The sequence below is a fragment of the Synechococcus sp. R60.1 genome (assembly GCF_047461835.1).
Lineage (GTDB): Bacteria > Cyanobacteriota > Cyanobacteriia > Thermostichales > Thermostichaceae > Thermostichus.
The window spans coordinates 1-17392 of sequence record NZ_JANSIA010000066.1 but is presented as its reverse complement, the minus strand read 5'-3'; the positions used below and the strand labels follow the sequence as shown (position 1 = coordinate 17392).

Annotated in this window: 16 protein-coding genes and 1 tRNA gene; 7 read left to right on the top strand and 10 right to left on the bottom strand. The window is 59.1% G+C overall.

All coding sequences use genetic code 11. The features are described from left to right. Positions 1-370: 370 nt before the first annotated feature. The 3 genes from nadC to NW834_RS09870 all read left to right on the top strand — a co-directional run bounded on the left by nadC (position 371) and on the right by NW834_RS09870 (position 4038). Positions 371-1228 carry a carboxylating nicotinate-nucleotide diphosphorylase gene (gene nadC, locus NW834_RS09880; protein ID WP_011434043.1) on the top strand — a complete coding sequence of 286 codons (858 nt, stop codon included), beginning with the start codon at positions 371-373 and terminating at the stop codon, positions 1226-1228. Positions 1229-1426: 198 nt separating this feature from the next. Beyond that, the gene (nadA, locus tag NW834_RS09875; RefSeq protein ID WP_414342299.1) at positions 1427-2515 is read left to right on the top strand and encodes a quinolinate synthase NadA; all 1089 of its coding nucleotides are present in this window, start codon (positions 1427-1429) and stop codon (positions 2513-2515) included. 29 nt (positions 2516-2544) lie between these two features. Further along, complete coding sequence (locus NW834_RS09870; RefSeq protein ID WP_414419683.1) at positions 2545-4038, top strand: L-aspartate oxidase; 1494 nt, start codon at positions 2545-2547, stop codon at positions 4036-4038. On the opposite strand, the gene gndA is transcribed toward NW834_RS09870, so the two are convergent. The 4 genes from gndA to NW834_RS09850 form a co-directional block, all read right to left on the bottom strand. Further along, positions 4035-5453, bottom strand: coding sequence for an NADP-dependent phosphogluconate dehydrogenase (gene gndA / locus NW834_RS09865; protein ID WP_414419684.1), 1419 nt, complete (start codon positions 5451-5453; stop codon positions 4035-4037). The two genes, NW834_RS09870 and gndA, sit on opposite strands and share 4 nt — an antisense overlap. A 94-nt stretch (positions 5454-5547) precedes the next feature. Further along, positions 5548-6069, bottom strand: coding sequence for a pentapeptide repeat-containing protein (locus tag NW834_RS09860; RefSeq protein ID WP_414419685.1), 522 nt, complete (start codon positions 6067-6069; stop codon positions 5548-5550). A 91-nt stretch (positions 6070-6160) separates the two neighbouring features. After that, entirely contained in the window at positions 6161-7363 is a 1203-nt protein-coding gene (locus tag NW834_RS09855; protein WP_414329418.1) for a carbohydrate ABC transporter permease, read from the bottom strand. 112 nt (positions 7364-7475) lie between these two features. Continuing rightward, positions 7476-8828, bottom strand: coding sequence for an ABC transporter substrate-binding protein (locus NW834_RS09850; RefSeq protein WP_414419686.1), 1353 nt, complete (start codon positions 8826-8828; stop codon positions 7476-7478). A gap of 190 nt (positions 8829-9018) precedes the next feature. Here NW834_RS09850 and NW834_RS09845 point away from each other — a divergent pair, with 190 nt between their 5' ends. Next, positions 9019-9705, top strand: a complete 687-nt coding sequence (locus NW834_RS09845) for a hypothetical protein (protein WP_414419687.1) — start codon at positions 9019-9021, stop codon at positions 9703-9705. Positions 9706-9756: 51 nt separating this feature from the next. Here NW834_RS09845 and NW834_RS09840 read toward each other — a convergent pair. Continuing rightward, a tRNA-Gly gene (locus tag NW834_RS09840) sits at positions 9757-9827 on the bottom strand. Positions 9828-9947: 120 nt separating this feature from the next. After that, positions 9948-10391 (bottom strand): 2TM domain-containing protein, encoded by a 444-nt coding sequence (locus NW834_RS09835; RefSeq protein WP_011434035.1) that lies wholly within the window; start codon positions 10389-10391, stop codon positions 9948-9950. A gap of 236 nt (positions 10392-10627) precedes the next feature. On the opposite strand from NW834_RS09835, the gene NW834_RS09830 reads away from it, so the two are divergent. Continuing rightward, entirely contained in the window at positions 10628-12565 is a 1938-nt protein-coding gene (locus tag NW834_RS09830) for a DICT sensory domain-containing protein (protein ID WP_414419688.1), read from the top strand. A 192-nt stretch (positions 12566-12757) separates the two neighbouring features. Here the strand turns inward: NW834_RS09830 and NW834_RS09825 are convergent, their stop codons facing one another. Both NW834_RS09825 and NW834_RS09820 read right to left on the bottom strand, forming a co-directional pair. Then, positions 12758-13342: an SRPBCC family protein gene (locus NW834_RS09825; protein WP_414419689.1), complete on the bottom strand. Its 585-nt coding sequence runs from the start codon at positions 13340-13342 to the stop codon at positions 12758-12760. A gap of 154 nt (positions 13343-13496) precedes the next feature. Continuing rightward, positions 13497-13742 (bottom strand): hypothetical protein, encoded by a 246-nt coding sequence (locus NW834_RS09820; RefSeq protein ID WP_049749597.1) that lies wholly within the window; start codon positions 13740-13742, stop codon positions 13497-13499. Positions 13743-13898: 156 nt separating this feature from the next. Between NW834_RS09820 and NW834_RS09815 the strand changes: the two genes are divergently transcribed. Further along, a complete protein-coding gene (locus NW834_RS09815; RefSeq protein WP_244349857.1) occupies positions 13899-13988 on the top strand; it encodes a cytochrome b6-f complex subunit PetN in 90 nt (29 codons plus the stop codon). Positions 13989-14079: 91 nt separating this feature from the next. Then, positions 14080-14241 (top strand): hypothetical protein, encoded by a 162-nt coding sequence (locus tag NW834_RS09810; protein ID WP_011434030.1) that lies wholly within the window; start codon positions 14080-14082, stop codon positions 14239-14241. A gap of 23 nt (positions 14242-14264) precedes the next feature. Here NW834_RS09810 and NW834_RS09805 read toward each other — a convergent pair whose 3' ends face one another. Together NW834_RS09805 and NW834_RS09800 are read right to left on the bottom strand one after the other, a co-directional pair. Beyond that, positions 14265-14636, bottom strand: coding sequence for a DUF309 domain-containing protein (locus NW834_RS09805; protein ID WP_414404799.1), 372 nt, complete (start codon positions 14634-14636; stop codon positions 14265-14267). A 4-nt stretch (positions 14637-14640) separates the two neighbouring features. Next, positions 14641-17139, bottom strand: coding sequence for a GAF domain-containing protein (locus NW834_RS09800; RefSeq protein WP_414419690.1), 2499 nt, complete (start codon positions 17137-17139; stop codon positions 14641-14643). Between the last annotated feature and the right edge of the window lie 253 nt (positions 17140-17392).

Below are 17392 nucleotides of genomic sequence, written 5' to 3'. Positions count from 1 at the left end.
GGCAAGTGACAGATTAAGGGACAAGCATTGATGTCACAGCGATTGTGTTCCCACCACGCAAAGCGCTCTGCCAAGCGATAGTTATAGTGCTTCCGCAACAACTCTAGCTATTGCTCCATTAGAGCAACTTGGCTAGAGGTAGGGCGTAAGCGATATTGATAGGCAGTTCTCATGATGAGTTTATAAAAGTTCTCATGATGAGCGTATAAAATCCTGCTACGCCGGTCATAGCACCAGTAAGGACAAAGCATCGTGTCCTTGCCTCTCATCCCGACCCTCACCCTGGATAGTGGTGAGTGGATAGTGACTAGCCACTAGTCACTAACAGAGGGTGGGGCTTCCCGGCGGTCTAGCTAAAACCAAACCGAAAATGGAAGAAGTTTACTTACCAGAGGAGACCCTTTGCGCTTGGCTGTGGGAAGACCTGGGGCACGGCGACCTCACCACAGAGCTGACCCTACCCCCAGGACTGGAGGGTGAGGCGGTAATCCTGGCCAAGGAGACAGGGATCCTGGCCGGCCTGGAGATTGCCAAGCGGGTTTTTCGGCTGGCGGATCCCCAGGTGGAGTTCATCCCTGGAGTGGAGGAAGGGGCCAGGGTGGCTGTCCGTCAAGAGGTGGCCCACCTCAAGGGATCCCTGAAGGGCATTCTGGCGGGGGAGAGGCTGGCGCTCAATCTTCTCCAAAGGCTGTCCGGCATTGCCACCCTCACCCGCACCTATGTAGAGGCTCTCCGGGGAACCTCAACCCAGCTTCTGGACACCCGCAAGACCACTCCCGGCCTGCGCGCCCTGGAGAAGTATGCTGTACGGGTAGGGGGCGGCAAAAACCACCGCTTTGGGCTGTTCGACGGCATTTTGATCAAGGAAAACCACATCATTGCCACGCAACGCTGTTGCGACCGCGGCGCGGGAGGCGTTTTGGCAGCCGTCAAGCGGGCCAAGGAAGGTGCTCCCCACCACCTCAAGGTGGAGGTGGAGGTGCGGGATCTCCAGGAACTGGAAGAGGCTTTGGCAGCAGGAGCCGATCTCATCCTTCTGGACAACTTCACCCTGGAAGAAACCCAGGCCGCCGTCCAACGGGTGGGAGGGAGAGTTCCCCTGGAGGCCAGCGGCAACATGACCCCAGAACGGGCCAGGCAAGTGGCCGAGGCAGGCGTGAATTACGTCAGCGTCGGGGCGCTCACCCACTCGGCCAAGGCTTTGGATCTCTCTTTGCTGGTGGTGTGACCCTGAGCCAAGTCCTCGCTGGACACTGCTTTATTGCTACGCAACGCTGTTGCGACTGATGCTACTTTGAGAAGACAACCTAAGCCCAGCTCCAGCTCAACCGGGCGCCGCGAAAGGCTTCGCCGGGCGTCTGGGTTGGGGGTTGCTTCTCTTGCCGGCTCAGATACCCCCCAAAGCAGAGTCGACCAACTCCAGGAGATGGGCTTTCCGTTATTGCTGCGCGCTGCTCCTGCAAACGCATTAGCGGGACAAAGTCCTCAGATCGTGTCCAGCCTCCAGAGGAACAAAACCGTTATTGCTACGCAACGCTGTCGCGACAAGAAGTCGAAAATGAAGGGAGAAACCCCATTGCTACACAACACTGCCACAATCGTCCAGGAGATTGCCCGGCTCAAACAGGAAAGGCAGGCAGTTATCCTCGCGCATTCGTATCAGCTCCCTGAAGTTCAAGAGGTGGCGGACTTTGTGGGAGACTCCTTAGGACTGGCTCGGGAGGCTCAAAAGACGAGCGCCCAGGTGATTGTCTTTGCGGGCGTGCATTTTATGGCGGAGACGGCTGCCATCCTTAACCCGGAAAAGACGGTGCTGCTGCCGGATCTGGAGGCGGGCTGTTCCTTGGCCGATAGCATTCGCCCGCAAGATGTGCTGCGGTGGAAGGCAGCCTGCCCTGAGGGCCTGGTGGTGGCCTACGTCAACACCGCTGCCGAGATCAAGGCTCTGGCAGATGTCTGCGTAACCAGCGCCAACGCAGTTCAAGTGGTGGCCAGCCTGCCCCCGGATCGCCCCATCTTCTTCGTGCCGGATATGTTTCTGGGAGCCCACGTTGCTCAAGTAACCGGAAGGGAGCTGGATCTCTTTCCGGGAGAGTGCCACGTGCATGTTGGCATCCGGGAAGAGCACCTCAAGGCGATGGTGGAAGAGCACCCTGGAGCAGAGTTCCTCATTCACCCGGAGTGCAGTTGCGGCTCTAGCTGTCTCTTCCTCAAACCGGATGCCAAGCTGCTCTCCACCGAGGGCATGGTGCGCTACGCCAAAGCTTCAGAAAGCCGCGAGTTTGTGGTGGCCACCGAGGTGGGCATTCTTCACCGGCTCAAGAAAGAAGCTCCAGACAAAACGTTCATCCCTGTCAAGGCAGAAGCCGTCTGCGAGTACATGAAGAAGATTACCTTGGAAAAGATTTACCGCTCCCTGCAGGAGATGCGCTACGTGATCCAGGTGCCCCAGGAGGTGGCTGAGAAGGCTCGCCGTTCCATCCTGGCCATGCTGGCAGTGCCCGCCGGAGCCTAGAGGTGGAGGGGAAGAACGGGGCGCCGCCCTTGTTAGAAACAGACCTGTTGATCCTGGGAGCAGGGGTGGCGGGGGTGTACGCAGCCCTGTGGGCCGAAGCCCAGGGGGCGACAACTCTGGTGGTAAGCAAGGATCCCCTTCCCTCTGGCTCTACCCCTTGGGCGCAGGGTGGGGTGGCTTTTCCTGTGGATGAGGCGGACGTAGAAGCCCATATCCAAGACACCTTGCAAGCGGGCCGCGGCCTGGTGGAAGAAAAGGTGGCTCGCTCCATTGTGGAGGAAGCACCCTTGCACCTGGAGAGACTTTTGCGCTGGGGCCTTCCTTTCCATCCCCAACCTGTCCGGGAAGGGGGCCACTCCCAAGCGCGGGTACGCCATCTGGGGGGGGATCGGAGCGGACTGTGGCTTCTGAGAGGTTTGCTGGCTCGCCTCAACAGGCTGCCTTTGCAGGGCTACACAGCCCTAAGCCTTTTGCTGGCGGGGGACAGGGTAGGGGGGGCCTTGCTGCTTGGCCCTGGAGGGCCGGTGGAGGTGAGGGCCGGGGCAGTTCTCCTGGCTACGGGAGGATTTGGCAGCCTTTTCCCCGTCTCGACAGCTCCCCCGGGGGCCACCGGCGACGGAATGGTGCTGGCCTGGCGGGCAGGGGCCACTCTCAGGGATCTGGAGTTTGTGCAATTTCACCCCACGGCCTTGCCCAATGGAGCGCTGGTGAGCGAGGCAGTAAGAGGAGAAGGGGCTGTTCTCCTCAACGCCTTGGGGGAGCGTTTTATGCCTCGCTATGCGGAGCTGGGAGAGCTGGCGCCGCGGGATGTGGTAGCTCGGGCCGTTTTCTGGGAGCGGCAGCAGACAGGGGGAACCTACCTGGATCTGCGGGTCGTCGAACATCTGGAGGAGCGCTTTCCCACCGTTGTTGCCTCTGCCCGCGCCTTGGGGCTGGATCCCACGAAGGATCTGCTCCCAGTTGTTCCCGCGGCTCACTACGTGATGGGTGGGATCCGAACGGACACTTTCGGCTTCACCGGCCTGCCGGGCCTTTATGCTGCTGGGGAGGTGGCTTCCACGGGGCTACACGGGGCCAATCGTTTGGCTTCCAACAGTCTCTTGGAGGGGCTGGTCATGGGCAAGCGGGCCGCCTTGGCTGCCTTGCAAGATTTGGGAGAGGTGAGCTTTCCCCGACAGCTGCAGAGGCTACCCGTTCTGGCGACGTCTCCCGACATCCTGCCGGCTCTCAGGCAGCGAGTTGGGGAAGCTTTGGGCGTTGTGCGGGAGGGAACACGGCTGCGGGCTTTTCTGGCCTTTGTCAAGGCACTTCCCCTGCAGGAAAAGCCTTGGGCCAGCCGGGAAGAGGCTGAGGCAGGCAGTCTGCTTTTGCTGGCCCGTCTGGTAGCGCAGGGGGCGCTGCTGCGGGAAGAAAGCCGAGGAGCCCATTTCCGCGAGGATTTTCCTCAGGAAGGGGAGCCTTTCCATACGGAGGTGCGCGGTTCAACTTTTTTCCGGAGACCTCTTGATGCTACGCATTGCTAACGGCAACAGGCATTCCACTCATGGTGAAAGACGCCCGGCCTGTCGATGCGCTCGAAGGTGTGGGCCCCGAAGAAGTCCCGCTGGGCTTGGGTGAGGTTCTGGGGCAGGTTGGCGGTACGGTAGCTGTCGTAGTAGGCCAAAGAAGCGCTGATGGCCGGGATCGGGATCCCCAGGGCAGCCGCCGTGGACACCACCCGCCGCCAGGATCCCTGCCGCTCCCGGATGGCCTGCTCGAATTCCTCATCCAACAGCAGGTTCACCAGCTCTGGATCCCGTTTGTAGGCCGATTGGATCTCACCGAGGAGGCGGGCGCGGATGATACAGCCCCCCTTCCAAATCCGCGGAATCTCGCTGAAGGTGTAGACGTAGCCGTGGGCAACGGTGGCTTTTTTGAGCAGGGCCATCCCCTGAGCATAGGAGCAGATTTTGGAGCAATAGAGAGCAGCGCGCAGATCTTGGATAAAGCGATCGGGATCCCCTTCAAAAGTGGCGTCCGGCCCTTTCAACTGGGCAGAGGCAGCCACCCGCTCCTCTTTCATCGACGAGAGGATGCGAGCTTGCACCGCCGCTTCAATGGTGGGCACTGGTACCCCCAGATCTAGAGCGTCCTTGACTGTCCACAAACCGGTGCCTTTTTGCCCAGCCTTATCCAGAATGAGATCCACCAACGGCTTGCCGGTTTCCGGATCCAGGGTTTGGAAAATCTTGGCGGTAATTTCAATTAGGAAAGATTCCAGCTCTGTTTCATTCCAAGCCTGAAAAATCTCCTGCATCTGCGAGGCCGACAGCTTCAAGGCCCTGCGCATTAGGTCATAGACCTCGGCGATCAGCTGCATATCGCCGTATTCGATGCCGTTGTGTACCATCTTCACGTAGTGCCCGCCCCCTTTGGGCCCCAGGTAGGTAACACAGGGGCCGTCTGGCACTTGAGCAGCAATTTTGGTCAAGATGGGCTCCAGTTGTTGGTAAGCCTCTGGGCTGCAGCCGGGCATGAGGCTGGGGCCGTTCAGGGCTCCCTCTTCCCCGCCGCTCACTCCCATGCCGACAAAGTGGATCCCGGTGGGGGCGAGGGCTTCGGCACGGCGATCGGTGTCGGTGTAGAGGGAGTTGCCGCCGTCGATGATGATATCCCCCGGATCCAGCAGGGGTTTAAGCTCGTCAATCACTGCGTCTACCGGCGCACCCGCCTTGACCATGATCAAGAATTTGCGGGGCCGCTCCATCAGTTGCACCAGTTCCGGCAAGCTGTAGGCGGGGGTGATCTGTTTGCCTTGGGCTCGCTCCCGCATGAACTGGTCGGTTTTGGAGCTGGTGCGGTTGTAGACGGCAACCGGGAAGCCATTGCGCTCGACGTTGAGGGCCAGGTTTTCCCCCATCACCGCCAGGCCAATCACCGCAAAGCTGGGCTTGCTCATGGTTGGGGCACTATCGACACCTCACCCAATCTAGACGCCAATCTGACCGACGGGGCTCAGGGATCCTGTTTTCTTCACCTTTGCCGGCCCTGATTCAAGGGCAGCCCAAACTCTCACGGGTGGTTACGCCGGTTATCGGGTGGGATCCCTCAGCTCGCTCACACAACTGCCGCTTTGCCGCCCGATCCACATAGGCTTCGCTGAAATCGGCGCCGGCAATCTGCGCTCCTTGCCAAACCGCCCGTGCGGCAATGGCTCCCGTGAGCTTGGCCCCTCTGAGATCGGCTCCTGCCAAATTGGCCAGATCCAAAAGGCTATTGCTCAAATCGGCACCGGATAGGTTGGCCCCCGCCAGATTGGCCTTGGTGAATGCCGCCCCCGAAAGGTTGGCCCCGTGCAGTTCGGCGCCCTGCAGGTTGGCGCTGACAAAGCTGCTGCCCCGCCAATCTTGGCCGGACAAATCCTGACCTTGCAGATCGGCGTTGTTGAAGTTGAGACGGGCTTGGCTGCCCGCTATGGAGCCCCAGAGGAGCCAAAGCAGCAGAGTGGCCGCCAGCAGCATGCCCAGCTTCCCGAAGTCGCGCCAGCAAGTCGAGGCGTTGGATTTTGGGGCCATCGAGGATCCCTAGATTCTCTACCCCCATTCTTGCCGATTTTCCCCTTGCCCACTGAGAACTGGGATCATTGCGTTGCAGCAGAGACAGCCGTTATCCGCCGTAGGTTACATTCCGCTCGGTGGTGCGAAATTGCAGGATCGTCAGCCCCACCACAATGAGAAACAGGACGATGGATTGCGCGGCAGCCCTACCCAAGTTGCCTGAAGACACTCCGATTTTGTAGATCTCGTAGATCAACACCGAGGTGGATCCGGAAGGGCCCCCAGCAGTCAGCAAGTCAATGGTGCCAAAGATATCGAAAAACGCATAGGTCATGTTGGTAATCACCAAAAAGAAGGTGATGGGAGAAAGCAGCGGTAGGGTGATGGCAAAAAAGCGACGCACTGCCCCGGCCCCGTCGATGGCAGCCGCTTCCAGCAGATCCTTGGGCAGGTTTTGCAGGCCGGCAAGGTAAAATAAAATGTTGTAGCCCATCTGCTTCCAAACGCTGGCAAAAATCACCACCCAAGGGGCCAAGTTGGGATCGCTGAGCCAGTTTAAACGGGGGATCCCCACCAGGCCCAGCAAATGGTTGGCCACCCCTCCCAAGGGGTTGAACATGATAAAGAAGATGATCCCGGCCACCGCCGGAGAGATGGCGTAGGGCCAGATCAGCAACACCCGATAAATCGCCGCCCCCCGAATCGGCTGGTAGGCCAGCGTGGCAATCAACAGGGATCCGCTCAACCCCAGCACCACGATGGCCGCCGAAATGGCAAAGGTAATCCCCAGGCTGCGCAGATAGGTGGAATCCGTCAGCAAAGCGGTAAAGTTATCCACACAGACGAAGCGGCTGCGCGGCGCCCCCACAAACGTGAGCAGGGTGGAAAGGCGGAAGGTATCCAGCCCTGGGTAGTAGAGAAACACCACCAAGATCGTGAAGGTGGGCAACAAGAGCAGCCACGCCAGCCACCACTGCTTAAAGATGCCCCTCTCCTGAACAGCTGGGCCGGGGATCCCCAGGCGGCGCTCCTGCTCCTTCTGCGTCCACGCCAACAGCGGCCAGAGGGGAATGGCCATGCCCGCCAGCACCAGCCCCACGCCAAAGGCCATGTCGATGGCCTTGCGCTCCGGCTCAAAAGTGCAAAAATCCAGGGGCGCCATAAAAATCAGGGATCCCAGCCCTCCTGCTAGGCCCCCCAGCACTGCCCCCACCGGCACAGGCCACTCGATGCGTCGAAAACGGAGCCCCATCCAGAGGGATCCCAGCAACCCTGCCAACAGCGGCACCAACACTTGGACGAATCCCAACATCGCCTCTCACCTCGGCTGTGCTCTTCACAAGAGCCTTATCAAAGCCCGGAAAGGGGCAGGCCGCCGCCCACCCCCATCCCTCAATAACACCCCTGGCCCATCGACACTGGGGCTACTGGTAAAGGGAGTTGTACTCGGCCAGAAGGCGGTTGGCCTCCTCGTTGGCCTTGGCCATGGCCTGGGCCGGATCCCCGCCTTTAAGCATCAGATCTTCCATGGTTTGGGTTACCACGTTGCGAATTTCGGGGAAAGCCCCCAGCAGCGCCCCCCGAGTGGCAGGGGTCACCTTGGAATTGTTGATTTGGTCGCTGGCGGTGAAGAAGTTGGGGTTTTCCTTGAACCAGCCCTTCGACTCCAGCAAGGCTACCGAGCTTTTCCGAATGGGCAAGTAGCCGGTCACTTGGTGCCACTCGGCAGCATTTTCGGTGTTATTGAGCCACAGCATGAAGGTCAGCGCCCCCTCTTCCACCTCCTTGGGCAGATCCTTCACCAGCCAGAGGCTGGCTCCCCCGATCAAGTTCCCCGTCCAACCCTTGTCGGCGTTGTAGGGCATGCGGGTGGTGACCAGCTCGATGTTGTTTTGCTTGGCAGCGTTGGTGATGTTGGCGGCATCGGCGCTGCTGGTGATGGCCATGGCGACGGTACCGGTCTGGATGGCCTGCTCGGTGGCTGCCCAATCCCGCTGCTTGCCGCTGTAGATGTAGTAGCCTTTGTCATACATCCCTTTCCACCAGGTGGCGATGGCAATTGACGGCTCCGAGTCCAAAAAGACCTGGGTGGCACGGGCGGCACGGCCATTGTCGTTGTTGGCCAAGAGGGCATTCTGCTGGGCCATCCACTGCTCGTAGAACCAGCCGTGATTGGGCCAGGTCACACAGCCCTGGGGAGCGTCGGGGAGGGCCATGATCTTTTGACAAGCAGTCTCCAGCTCTTGCCAGGTGGCCGGCGGCTTTTCGATCCCAGCCTTCTTCAAGATGGCCGTGTTGGAGTAGAGAATGGGGCTGGAGCTGTTCCAGGGCATGGAGGTAAATTTGCCATCCAGGGTGTAGTAGCTCACCACCGGCTCGATAAAATCGTCGAAATTCACTGGGATCCCGTTCACTTCGGTGCGATTGCCCAGAGCCTCGGCAATGGACTTGAAGTAACCAAAATCCCGTGCCCGTTGGGTGCCCACCTCAAACCACTGCACCACCGAAGGAGCAGCATTTTGTTGAATGGCCAGGTCGGTGGCTTGCTGAATTTCTTCGTAGTTGCCGTAGCCTTCGACCGTAACTTTGTATTGAGGAAATTGCTTGTTGAACTCTGCCGCTTTTTCGCGGGCCCAATCCAGGCGGTTATCGGTAAAGGCAATCCAAACTTTGACTTCGGCAGGAGACTGAGCAAAGCTGTCGGCAGCCAGAAGAGCAGCAGCAGACGCAGCCACCAGGCCAGCCGCAACAGCCAGGAAAGTACGACGGGTATTCATAGAAAGATGCAGTCGCATTCGCTAAAGGCACCTCTGAGATTACAGCACCGACATTAAGAGCAGGTTATGTCTGGCTGGGATCCCCTCGGGAGGTGAACCCTCAGGCCGAAGTCAGAGTCAGATGAGGTGAGCACCTAGCCTGGGTCATGATTGGCAATTTCTCAAGGGGTCTCGAAAAATGAGAATGAAAATGAAAACCGCAAGCTTTTGCCTGTTATTGGTTACTGCCCTCCTGATGGCGCTTGCTCCCTTTGCGCAGGCTCGCCCCCGTCAACGCACTCGCACAGCCACCACGCCAACGGCTGGATCCCTGACCCCGAGCGGTGAGCGCACCTTCACTCACTCCGGCACCTACACTGGCACCGGGCCAAGTGGCAGATCGGGTAGTGGCACCTATTCCGGCCAGGGATCCCGGCAATTCATTCCCGGTCAGGGGGTGGAAGGAGACTATTCCGGCCAAGTCACTACCCAACAAGGTCAGACCTGGAACCTGAACCATCAGCACACCACTACTCACACACATGAGGGTTGGCAACGGCAGGGCAGCACCACCCTGCAAAACGCCGAGGGCAAGACGGTGGGCAGCAGCTCGAGCCTTATCGAGGGCCAAGCGGGGCAAGGCTGGCAGCACAGCGGCCAATTCAACAATGCTCGCGGCCAAACCTACACCACCGAGTCGAGCAGCACACCGACCGGGCCAGGACACTGGCAGCGGGAAACTCGCGTCTTCAATGCCCAAGGGGATCTGCTCGGTGGCTCTGATACCGATGTGCAGTACCGATTTGTACCAGGGCAAGGCTGGGTGAAAACAGTAGAAGGCAATACCCTGAAAGGTCAACCGATCCGCCGCACCACCACAGTCGGCCCCAACCTGTGAAGAAGAATCTGAAGGGCACTTTAAGGGATCCCTTAGTATTTTGTGGGAGGAAGCGGGCGGACGGAATCGAACCGACAACAGCAGTTTGGAAGACTGCGGTTTTACCATTAAACTACGCCCGCACGGGCATTCAGCAATGCTGAATATCTATGGTAGCATCTCTCGGCGGTGCCCCTTCCCACTCAGAGTTTGGAGAAAAATCCATCTCCATCAGCGGGACAGACTTCTCCGGTAGGCTGGGCTTACTTGCTCTGGAGATCTTTCTGGCGTTTCCTTTGCCATTGGCGAAACTCTTTCTCGTAGCGTTCACCCTCCGTTTGGTAGGCGTTCCAGCCCTTGAGGGCAACGGTCAAGCCCCACCCCATGAGTATAAACAGCGACCAAGATAGCCCTCCACCGGAGAGCCAGTCTAAGCCCAGCAAAAAGCTGTTGACAATTCCATAGCGGCCCAGCAGTTGGTAAAACTGCCGACGGCGGTAGCGCTGGAATTCTCGGTGTTGGCTGTTCAGCTCTTGCCAGGCCTTCCATTCCTGCTCGGCCAAGTCCAGCTCTTGGGGGGAGATCCCCAGTTCGGCAGCCATCTCCTGCAGTTGGGAGCGGGTGAACTCGCCCAGGCGTGGCTGGCGGGCAATGGCCCGCTGGAGGATCTGCTGCACGTCCTCTTGGCTGTACCGGGATCCCGACATTTGGCTGACTTACATATAACTTCGTAAACTTTATATCTCTTAGTTTGGGCTAGCTGGATCTTGCGCCTTATGAAGCTCCCTCCGCCGCGGGATCCCAACCGTTAGACTAAACCTAGACTGCGAGCCTCCTTCTCTGGGGTTAAGTGTCCCTGTACTGCCTGTGATCTGTGCTTGCCAGTAGGGTTATGGCCTCCACCCGCTCTAGATCTTACCTTCGCCAGAGTCGTACCTCCCTATTGAGCGATCTGCTGCAGGCTTTGCCGCACCTGCGCCCACAACTGTATTTCAAATCCTCTTTGGTTGCCCTCAGCCACGCCATTGAGGATCAGGTGCTGCAAGGGCAGGGATCCCCGTGGGTATTCGCTAACTTTCAAAAGGAGCGCTACTACCGCCAGGAGGCACGGCGCTACCAGCGCATCAGCGCAATGGCCCAAGACGTGTTTGTGTTGGCGACCCCAGAAAAGGATTTTGCTCAGACAGACCTGCCCTACCACACCATTCCCTTGGATCCAGAGGATCCCTTGGTGCAGGAGTGGCACTTGATCGTCATCGATGCCCACTATGCCACCTGCCTCGTGTGTCGAGAACGCTTGCAGATGCAGCGGGAGCGTCCTTGGCAAAGCAGCGATATGGATGCAGCTCGCCAATTTGATGGGATCTGGTCATTTGATCGTCAGATTACAGTCCAAGCGGCTTTGGCCCTGTTGCCCAAGATCCTCAGTTACCGACCGGATCTGGAACCTCGCCTTGAGCCCCTTCGCCAGTACCTCAAGGGATCCCCGCAAAACTCCGCCAGCCAACTGAATCCAGGCCCCTTTACCGAGCGGCTGATCACCTATCTCCAGGCAGGGCAATACAAGCTGCAGCGGGCCTACCGCACCATTCGGGCGCAAGAGCGCAAAGAGCATCTGATCAACCGCATCAGCAGTGCCATTCGCCAGTCTTTGGATCCCGGCGAGATTTTGGCAATTGCTGTGCAGGAGCTGGGGCAGGTGGCAGAGGTGGGGCGATGTTTGATCTACCGTTACGATGGCCAGGCCCCTGCTGTTCAGATTGAGCAGGAGTACCGCACCCTAACGATGGGCAGCCTTAAGGGATCCCTGTGGCCTCTTCCCAGCAACCCTTTTTTGCGGGAGGCAGTAGCCTCGGCACAAGCGGTGTGCTGCGAGGATACCCAAAAGGATCCCCGCCTGCAGCGAGTGCCGGAGCTGTGGCAGCCGGCCCAAATTCGGGCTTGGGTGGCCATGCCGATTCTCTATCAAGGGCGGTTGCTGGGCCTATTGGAGCTACACCACGAACACCCTCACCGCTGGCAGCCGGCCACTCTGGAGTTGGCAGAAGCCATTGCCAACCAAGTGGGGGTAGCCCTCTTGCAGGCAGAAGCCTATCAGCACCTAGAAGAGCTCAATCGCCAGTTGGCAGCTCTGGATCAGGCCAAATCAGAGCTGATTGCCGTGACCGGACACGAGCTGCGCACCCCGCTGTCCACCATTCAGGTGTGTTTGGAGTCTTTGGCCAGCGACCCCGACATGCCCCTGGAGATGCGCCAGGAAATGTTGAACACAGCCCTGCAAGATGCCGATCGGCTGCGGGAGTTGGTGCAGGACTTTCTCACCCTCTCCAAGCTGGAAAGTGGTCGCGTTCGCTGGCATATCGAGCCGTTGTCTGCTCAAGAATGTGTGGAGCTGGCCCTGAGCAATGTCAAAGCGCGACGGCGGCACGAAGACTTGCCCACCATCGAGCAGGTGCTGCCCAAACGGCTGCCAATGGTTAGGGCGGATGGGGAGTGGCTGGTGGAGGTGTTGCGTAAGCTGCTGGACAATGCCTGCAAATTTACCCCTTCCACCGGACGGATCTGGATTCGGGCAGAAGTGGAGCCACCAGCCGGTGGATCGACGGGGGCGATGGTGAAGTTCACTGTTGCCGACACCGGGCGCGGCGTTGAGCCAGACCGGTTGCAAGCCATCTTCGAGCGGTTTTATCAAGCAGAGGGATCCCTGCGGCGCTCGGTGGGTGGGACGGGCTTGGGGCTAGCCATTTGCCGACTGATCATTGAGGCCATGGGGGGGCGCATCTGGGCAGAATCGGGGGGGATCAATCAGGGCAGTGCCTTCCACTTCACCCTGCCGATAGCGCACCCACACACCCAAGGACAGCCCTCGATCGCTGCTTGAGACTCGAAAGGTGAAGGACCACCGGCCCACTTTGCCTCTGGGATCCACCTGGCAAATTCCAGCTCGAATATCAAATCCCACAAATGGCAATAAAGCTGTTCCCCAGCCCCCCTCTTCTTTGGCAGAAGGGCTGAGAGTGGTCGCGTCAGCGGCGCGGAGCGCTTGGGGAACGAGGTACCTATTGGGCGCGCCTCAAACGGGCTTGGAATGATCCGACAAACTCAGGCAGCGCTCCCGAATGGCTTGTAAGTTCAGGACCAAATCTTGGCAAATGCGGCGCTCCACCAGACCGACAGGCATTCTGCGGGGAGGCTTGACCTGCAGGTGGTAGGTGAGCAAGGTTTGATGGGCCGACCAATCGGCCAGATCCCAAAACCCCTCGAAGATAAGAAAATCCCCTTGTGTTTTTTGGAAGCGAAGCTGCTGAGGAAAGATCTCCTCGATAGCCAGCACCACCGCAGCAGAAAATTGGGCAAATAAAACCTTTTGGGATCCCACTTGACGTACCAGTGTGCGGCCATTCTCACGGCCAATGACGCGACTTTCCACCAAGTTGGGAATAAACTCCGCCAGATGGTCGTAGTCGGTCAAAACCTGCCAGACCTGCTGCCGCTCCACCGGAATCAGGACGCGACCTCGCACTTGGCAGCGGCGCTCCCCCAAATCCTCCACCTCCACCTGGATGTCTGAGGACTCCGTCCCGCTGACGCCAGCAGGAATGGGGATCCCATCTTCTGGGGTGGGGTCTTGGGGATCCCATTCAGGGTCAGAAGGCATGGCGAGAACTTCAGTCGCGTAGGTGCTGTAGAGCAGTGCGGAAACCGGAGAGGGAATCGATTTTTGACTGGACAAACCATTCGCCAGCAGTTCCAATAGGCTGCCCCCCTGTGTTTTCTATTGTATCAGGGAACTGTATAGCAGATAACGAACTCTAGGGGAGAAGGGCCTGGAACCAACCGACAATCACCTGCCAAACCTGTTCTAGAAGGGCAAAGGGATCCCGCAACTCCTGCAGCACCTGCCGCGGGCCAATTCTAAAGACCACGTACAACACGGCCAAGATGATTACAATCCCCACCGTTGTCCAGATGGCCTCTCGAACCACCCGCACCCAAAAAACCAGCATAAAAATGGCGATGGCTACAGCGGCAACCAGCGGCAATGTGTCCAGTACCATCGGATCCCACCTCGTTTGGCTCAGATGTTTCAGATTTAACTCCACTGTAGCCAGCTTGAACTGAAAACAGGTGTTCGTAGATGTCCGTTGACAAGGGATCTCCTCTCGTAAAATGGGATCACCTCGAGATAACCCCTCTTTAGCTGGGCTAGACCTATGGACATCATCACCCTTGGCTGGATTGCCGTCCCCACCTTCTTCGTTCTTTCCATTGCCCTGGTGGTCTGGGGGCGCAACGGCATGTAATTTGTCATGCCTGGATTGAGCCTCACATCCATCTTGCATTCATCTTGTTGTTCCTGCCGCCGATATTGACGGGGTTACCCCCGCTCACACCATGGAAACCGATCTTCCCTTGGTCGCCCGCATCGCCTACGGAAGCATCTTTTTGCTGTTGACAGCCGTAACCCTGGGCGTTGGCTACATTACCTTCATCGACTGGCGGGATCGGCGGCGACGCAACGAAGTTGAGCGCAAAGCCCGTCGCTCCAAGCGCTAGGGCCGGTGTTGAGCCTGCTCAGGTTAATCTTCAACCCAACTCAGGGTGGGGATGGCCAGGTAAGGCAGGGGATCCTGGGGTTGCAGTTGAGAAAGATGCCGCAGGATGCCCTGGTTAGCCTGCCACAGGGCTTGCACATCCCATCCAGCGTAGGTGGGCAGAAAGTCCGCCAGCTTGCGGTTGGCCTCCCCCAGCAGGATCATGCAGCCGCGGCGGTTGCCGTTTTGCAGGTGATAGTAGGCCACTGCTGTCTGCAATAGACCCTGGTAAAAACGCCGCTCTGGATCCACTGCTTCCATCCACAGGGCCTCTAGGGTGTCGTGGCAGGCGTAAAATTCCCCCCGGTTAAACTGCTCGGCGGCCAGACGCAGCGCTTCTGAGGGGGCGTCGCTCATGTCGCTAGGCACAGGCCAGGGGGGATGTCTGCACAGGCAGGGATCCCTGCGGCAACACCAGGGTAAAGCAGGTTTTGCCTTGAGAGCTCTCCACCGAGACGCTGCCCCCCAACCGCTGCATCCACTGCTTGACCAAAGCCAGGCCCAGGCCGGTGCCGCCCCGCTTCCAGGGATCCCCGCTGGGGATGCGGTAGAACTTCTCGAAGATGCGCTCCTGCTCGGCAGGGGGAATTTCTACTCCCTCGTTGATCACCCGGATTTCCACCTGCTGCGGGCCAGAGCGCTGCGCCGTTACCCAGATGCTGCACCCTGGGGGAGTATACTTGCAGGCGTTGTTGACCAGCTCCTGCACCACCCGCTCCAGGCCGCCCCGATCGGTGAGCACCTTGCCCACATTCGGCGCGATCTGCCACTGCAACCGTTGCTGGTTGGCCTGGGCCCGCTGTAGAAACGGCTCCAGCACGCTGGGCAGCCAGGTTGCCAGCGGCACTTCTTCCAGATGGAGCGTTTTGGATCCCTGCTCCAACCGCTGCAGATCCAGCAGGTCGTTCACCAATTCCGCCTCCCGCTCACACTCCTGCTCCAAAATCTTGAGATATTGCTCTCGTTTTTGGGGGGCGCGGGCGGTTTTCAGCAGTTGGATGGCCATCTTCATGTTGGTGATGGGGGTGCGCAGCTCATGGGAGACTGTGCTCAAAAAATCATCTTTGAGGCGGTTGAGGCGCTCCAGCTCACCAATTTGCTGCACAGAAGCCTGGTAGAGGCGGGCCTGGCGGATGGCAATGGCGCAGTGATCCGCCACCTGCTGCACCACCTGCACCTCCAGTTCATCAAAGCACTCGGCTGCCGGCTTCGCCAGCCAGAGATCCCCCAGCACCCCTTGGTCATCCCGCAGCGGGCACACCAGCAGGGTCAGCCCTTCCCGACAGGGGATCCAGCCCTGCCCAGGCAAGTGGCAGAATTGCACCGCTTGACCCCCTTGCAGGTGCCGGTAAAGATCGGGGTAGTCGGCCAAAGTCAGGGTAATCCCGCCGACGGGCGGTAGGGCAGAGGTGTATTCGTAGCGCACCGTCGCCTGGCCAGATGCCCAATCGTAGAGACAGAGATCGCAACCTTGAATGGGCAACCCCAGAGCCAATTCTTGCACCACTGCCCGCAGGATCTGGGCTTCCTCCAAACTGCTGCGCACCTGGTCGGTGACCCGCTGCAAGAGGGCATCCATAGCCAGAGATCGCTGCAGGGCCGCCGTCCGCTCCTGCACCTCCTGCTCCAGACGGGCGTTGAGGGTTTGCAACTGCCGGTAGAGCTGATTTTGCGTAATGGACAGGGCCAAATGTACCCCGACCCGACTCATCAGCTCTTGCTCTGCAGCTGACCAAGCCTTAGGCTCGTCAATTTTCAGCTCCCGCCAGGCAGCAAAAGAGATCAAAGGCAGTTCTTGTCTGGGATCCCCCTGAGCAAACCAACGGTAGCCCGCCCAGTGGGTTTCTTGGTAAACGGCCCCGCGAAACACGCTCAGCCAGCCCACCGGCTGGTCATTCCAGGCGAGCTGGGCCACCAGCAGGCCACGAATGGGCGTCTGCTTCATCTGCTCTTGCAGCTCCGGCCATTTCTCCAAGTGGGAGAGCGACCACATCTTGACCCAGCCCCCCGCTCCTCCGGCCCTTCCGAGCTGCTCCTGTAGCCAGGTGTCGTAGCTTGCCGGGGGTTGCACACCATGACAACAGAGGGTGTCTGCGCCCATAAAGTGGATCCGCAGCCGTGCCCCGATCCCCTGCAAACCGGCAGCAAGCTGCTCCAGCACCGTGGTCAAGGTCGTCTCCGGGTGCAGGGGCGAGTAAACTAGAGCAGCAATTTGGTTGATGAGGCGTTCCTGCTGCGCCTTTTGCCGCGCCTGCTCCAGCAATTCCGCCTGAGCAATGGCAATGGAAACTTGATCCGCCACCAACTGCACCACCTGCAGCTCTTCTGGAGAATACAGACGAGGCTCGGCATGATGGGAGACCAACAGCCCCCAAAGCTCTTGATGATGCATGAGGGGAACCACCAAGGAAGAGGCCACCCCCATGGATTTCAAATAGTGGACATGGCAGGGATCCACGGGCCGCTGCAGCGGCTCGCCCAGAGGAACCCTAGCAGACAACCCCCAGGACTCCGGCTGGCTGATGGAACGGCTTTGCGCCTCCACATCCACAATCACCCGCGCCTGGGCCGAACGAAACAACCGCCGCGCCTCCTCGGGAATGTCCCCTGCCGGAAAAGTCAGCCCCAAGAGCGAGGGCAGCCGCTCCCCGCCTCGTGCTTCCGCCACCACCGTCCCATGCCCTTCCGGGTCGAAGCGGTACACCTTCACCCGATCCGTACCCAAAAAGGCGCGCACCTCCTCCACCGTCGCCCTCAGGATCTGATCCAGCTCCAGGGATTGCCGAATCTGGTGGGTGATGCGGTTGATGAGGGCGTCTCGGCTGGGTCGAGCTTCGGCAGCCCGCGTTTTGGTATCCATAGTTGCAAGCCCCTAGCCCCTGGAATTAGCGGAGAGCATCTAGAAACTAGAAAAATATCTAGAAATACATTCCTTTTTTCCAGCATAGGATGCCTTTGAGAAGAGCAGTCGGAGTTGAAAAGAAAAGTTAAAGAAAAAGTTAAAAATGGTAACTCAGGGTTTCCCGGGTTGGAATCGCGTAAACTACCCGGCTCCGACCGCTAAGCGGTACGGAGCGGGCTTTCAGTAGCCCTGAGCCTGTTCTGCTCTACCA

Bases quoted from the DNA above. Each gene is read 5' to 3' on its own strand.
- nadC (WP_011434043.1), top strand. From the start codon at position 371: ATGGAAGAAGTTTACTTACCAGAGGAGACCCTTTGCGCTTGGCTGTGG.
- nadA (WP_414342299.1), top strand. From the start codon at position 1,427: ATGGGCTTTCCGTTATTGCTGCGCGCTGCTCCTGCAAACGCATTAGCG.
- gndA (WP_414419684.1), bottom strand. From the start codon at position 5,453: ATGAGCAAGCCCAGCTTTGCGGTGATTGGCCTGGCGGTGATGGGGGAA.
- NW834_RS09860 (WP_414419685.1), bottom strand. From the start codon at position 6,069: ATGGCCCCAAAATCCAACGCCTCGACTTGCTGGCGCGACTTCGGGAAG.
- NW834_RS09855 (WP_414329418.1), bottom strand. From the start codon at position 7,363: ATGTTGGGATTCGTCCAAGTGTTGGTGCCGCTGTTGGCAGGGTTGCTG.
- NW834_RS09850 (WP_414419686.1), bottom strand. From the start codon at position 8,828: ATGAATACCCGTCGTACTTTCCTGGCTGTTGCGGCTGGCCTGGTGGCT.
- NW834_RS09845 (WP_414419687.1), top strand. From the start codon at position 9,019: ATGAAAACCGCAAGCTTTTGCCTGTTATTGGTTACTGCCCTCCTGATG.
- NW834_RS09835 (WP_011434035.1), bottom strand. From the start codon at position 10,391: ATGTCGGGATCCCGGTACAGCCAAGAGGACGTGCAGCAGATCCTCCAG.
- NW834_RS09825 (WP_414419689.1), bottom strand. From the start codon at position 13,342: ATGCCTTCTGACCCTGAATGGGATCCCCAAGACCCCACCCCAGAAGAT.
- NW834_RS09820 (WP_049749597.1), bottom strand. From the start codon at position 13,742: ATGGTACTGGACACATTGCCGCTGGTTGCCGCTGTAGCCATCGCCATT.
- NW834_RS09815 (WP_244349857.1), top strand. From the start codon at position 13,899: ATGGACATCATCACCCTTGGCTGGATTGCCGTCCCCACCTTCTTCGTT.
- NW834_RS09810 (WP_011434030.1), top strand. From the start codon at position 14,080: ATGGAAACCGATCTTCCCTTGGTCGCCCGCATCGCCTACGGAAGCATC.
- NW834_RS09805 (WP_414404799.1), bottom strand. From the start codon at position 14,636: ATGAGCGACGCCCCCTCAGAAGCGCTGCGTCTGGCCGCCGAGCAGTTT.
- NW834_RS09800 (WP_414419690.1), bottom strand. From the start codon at position 17,139: ATGGATACCAAAACGCGGGCTGCCGAAGCTCGACCCAGCCGAGACGCC.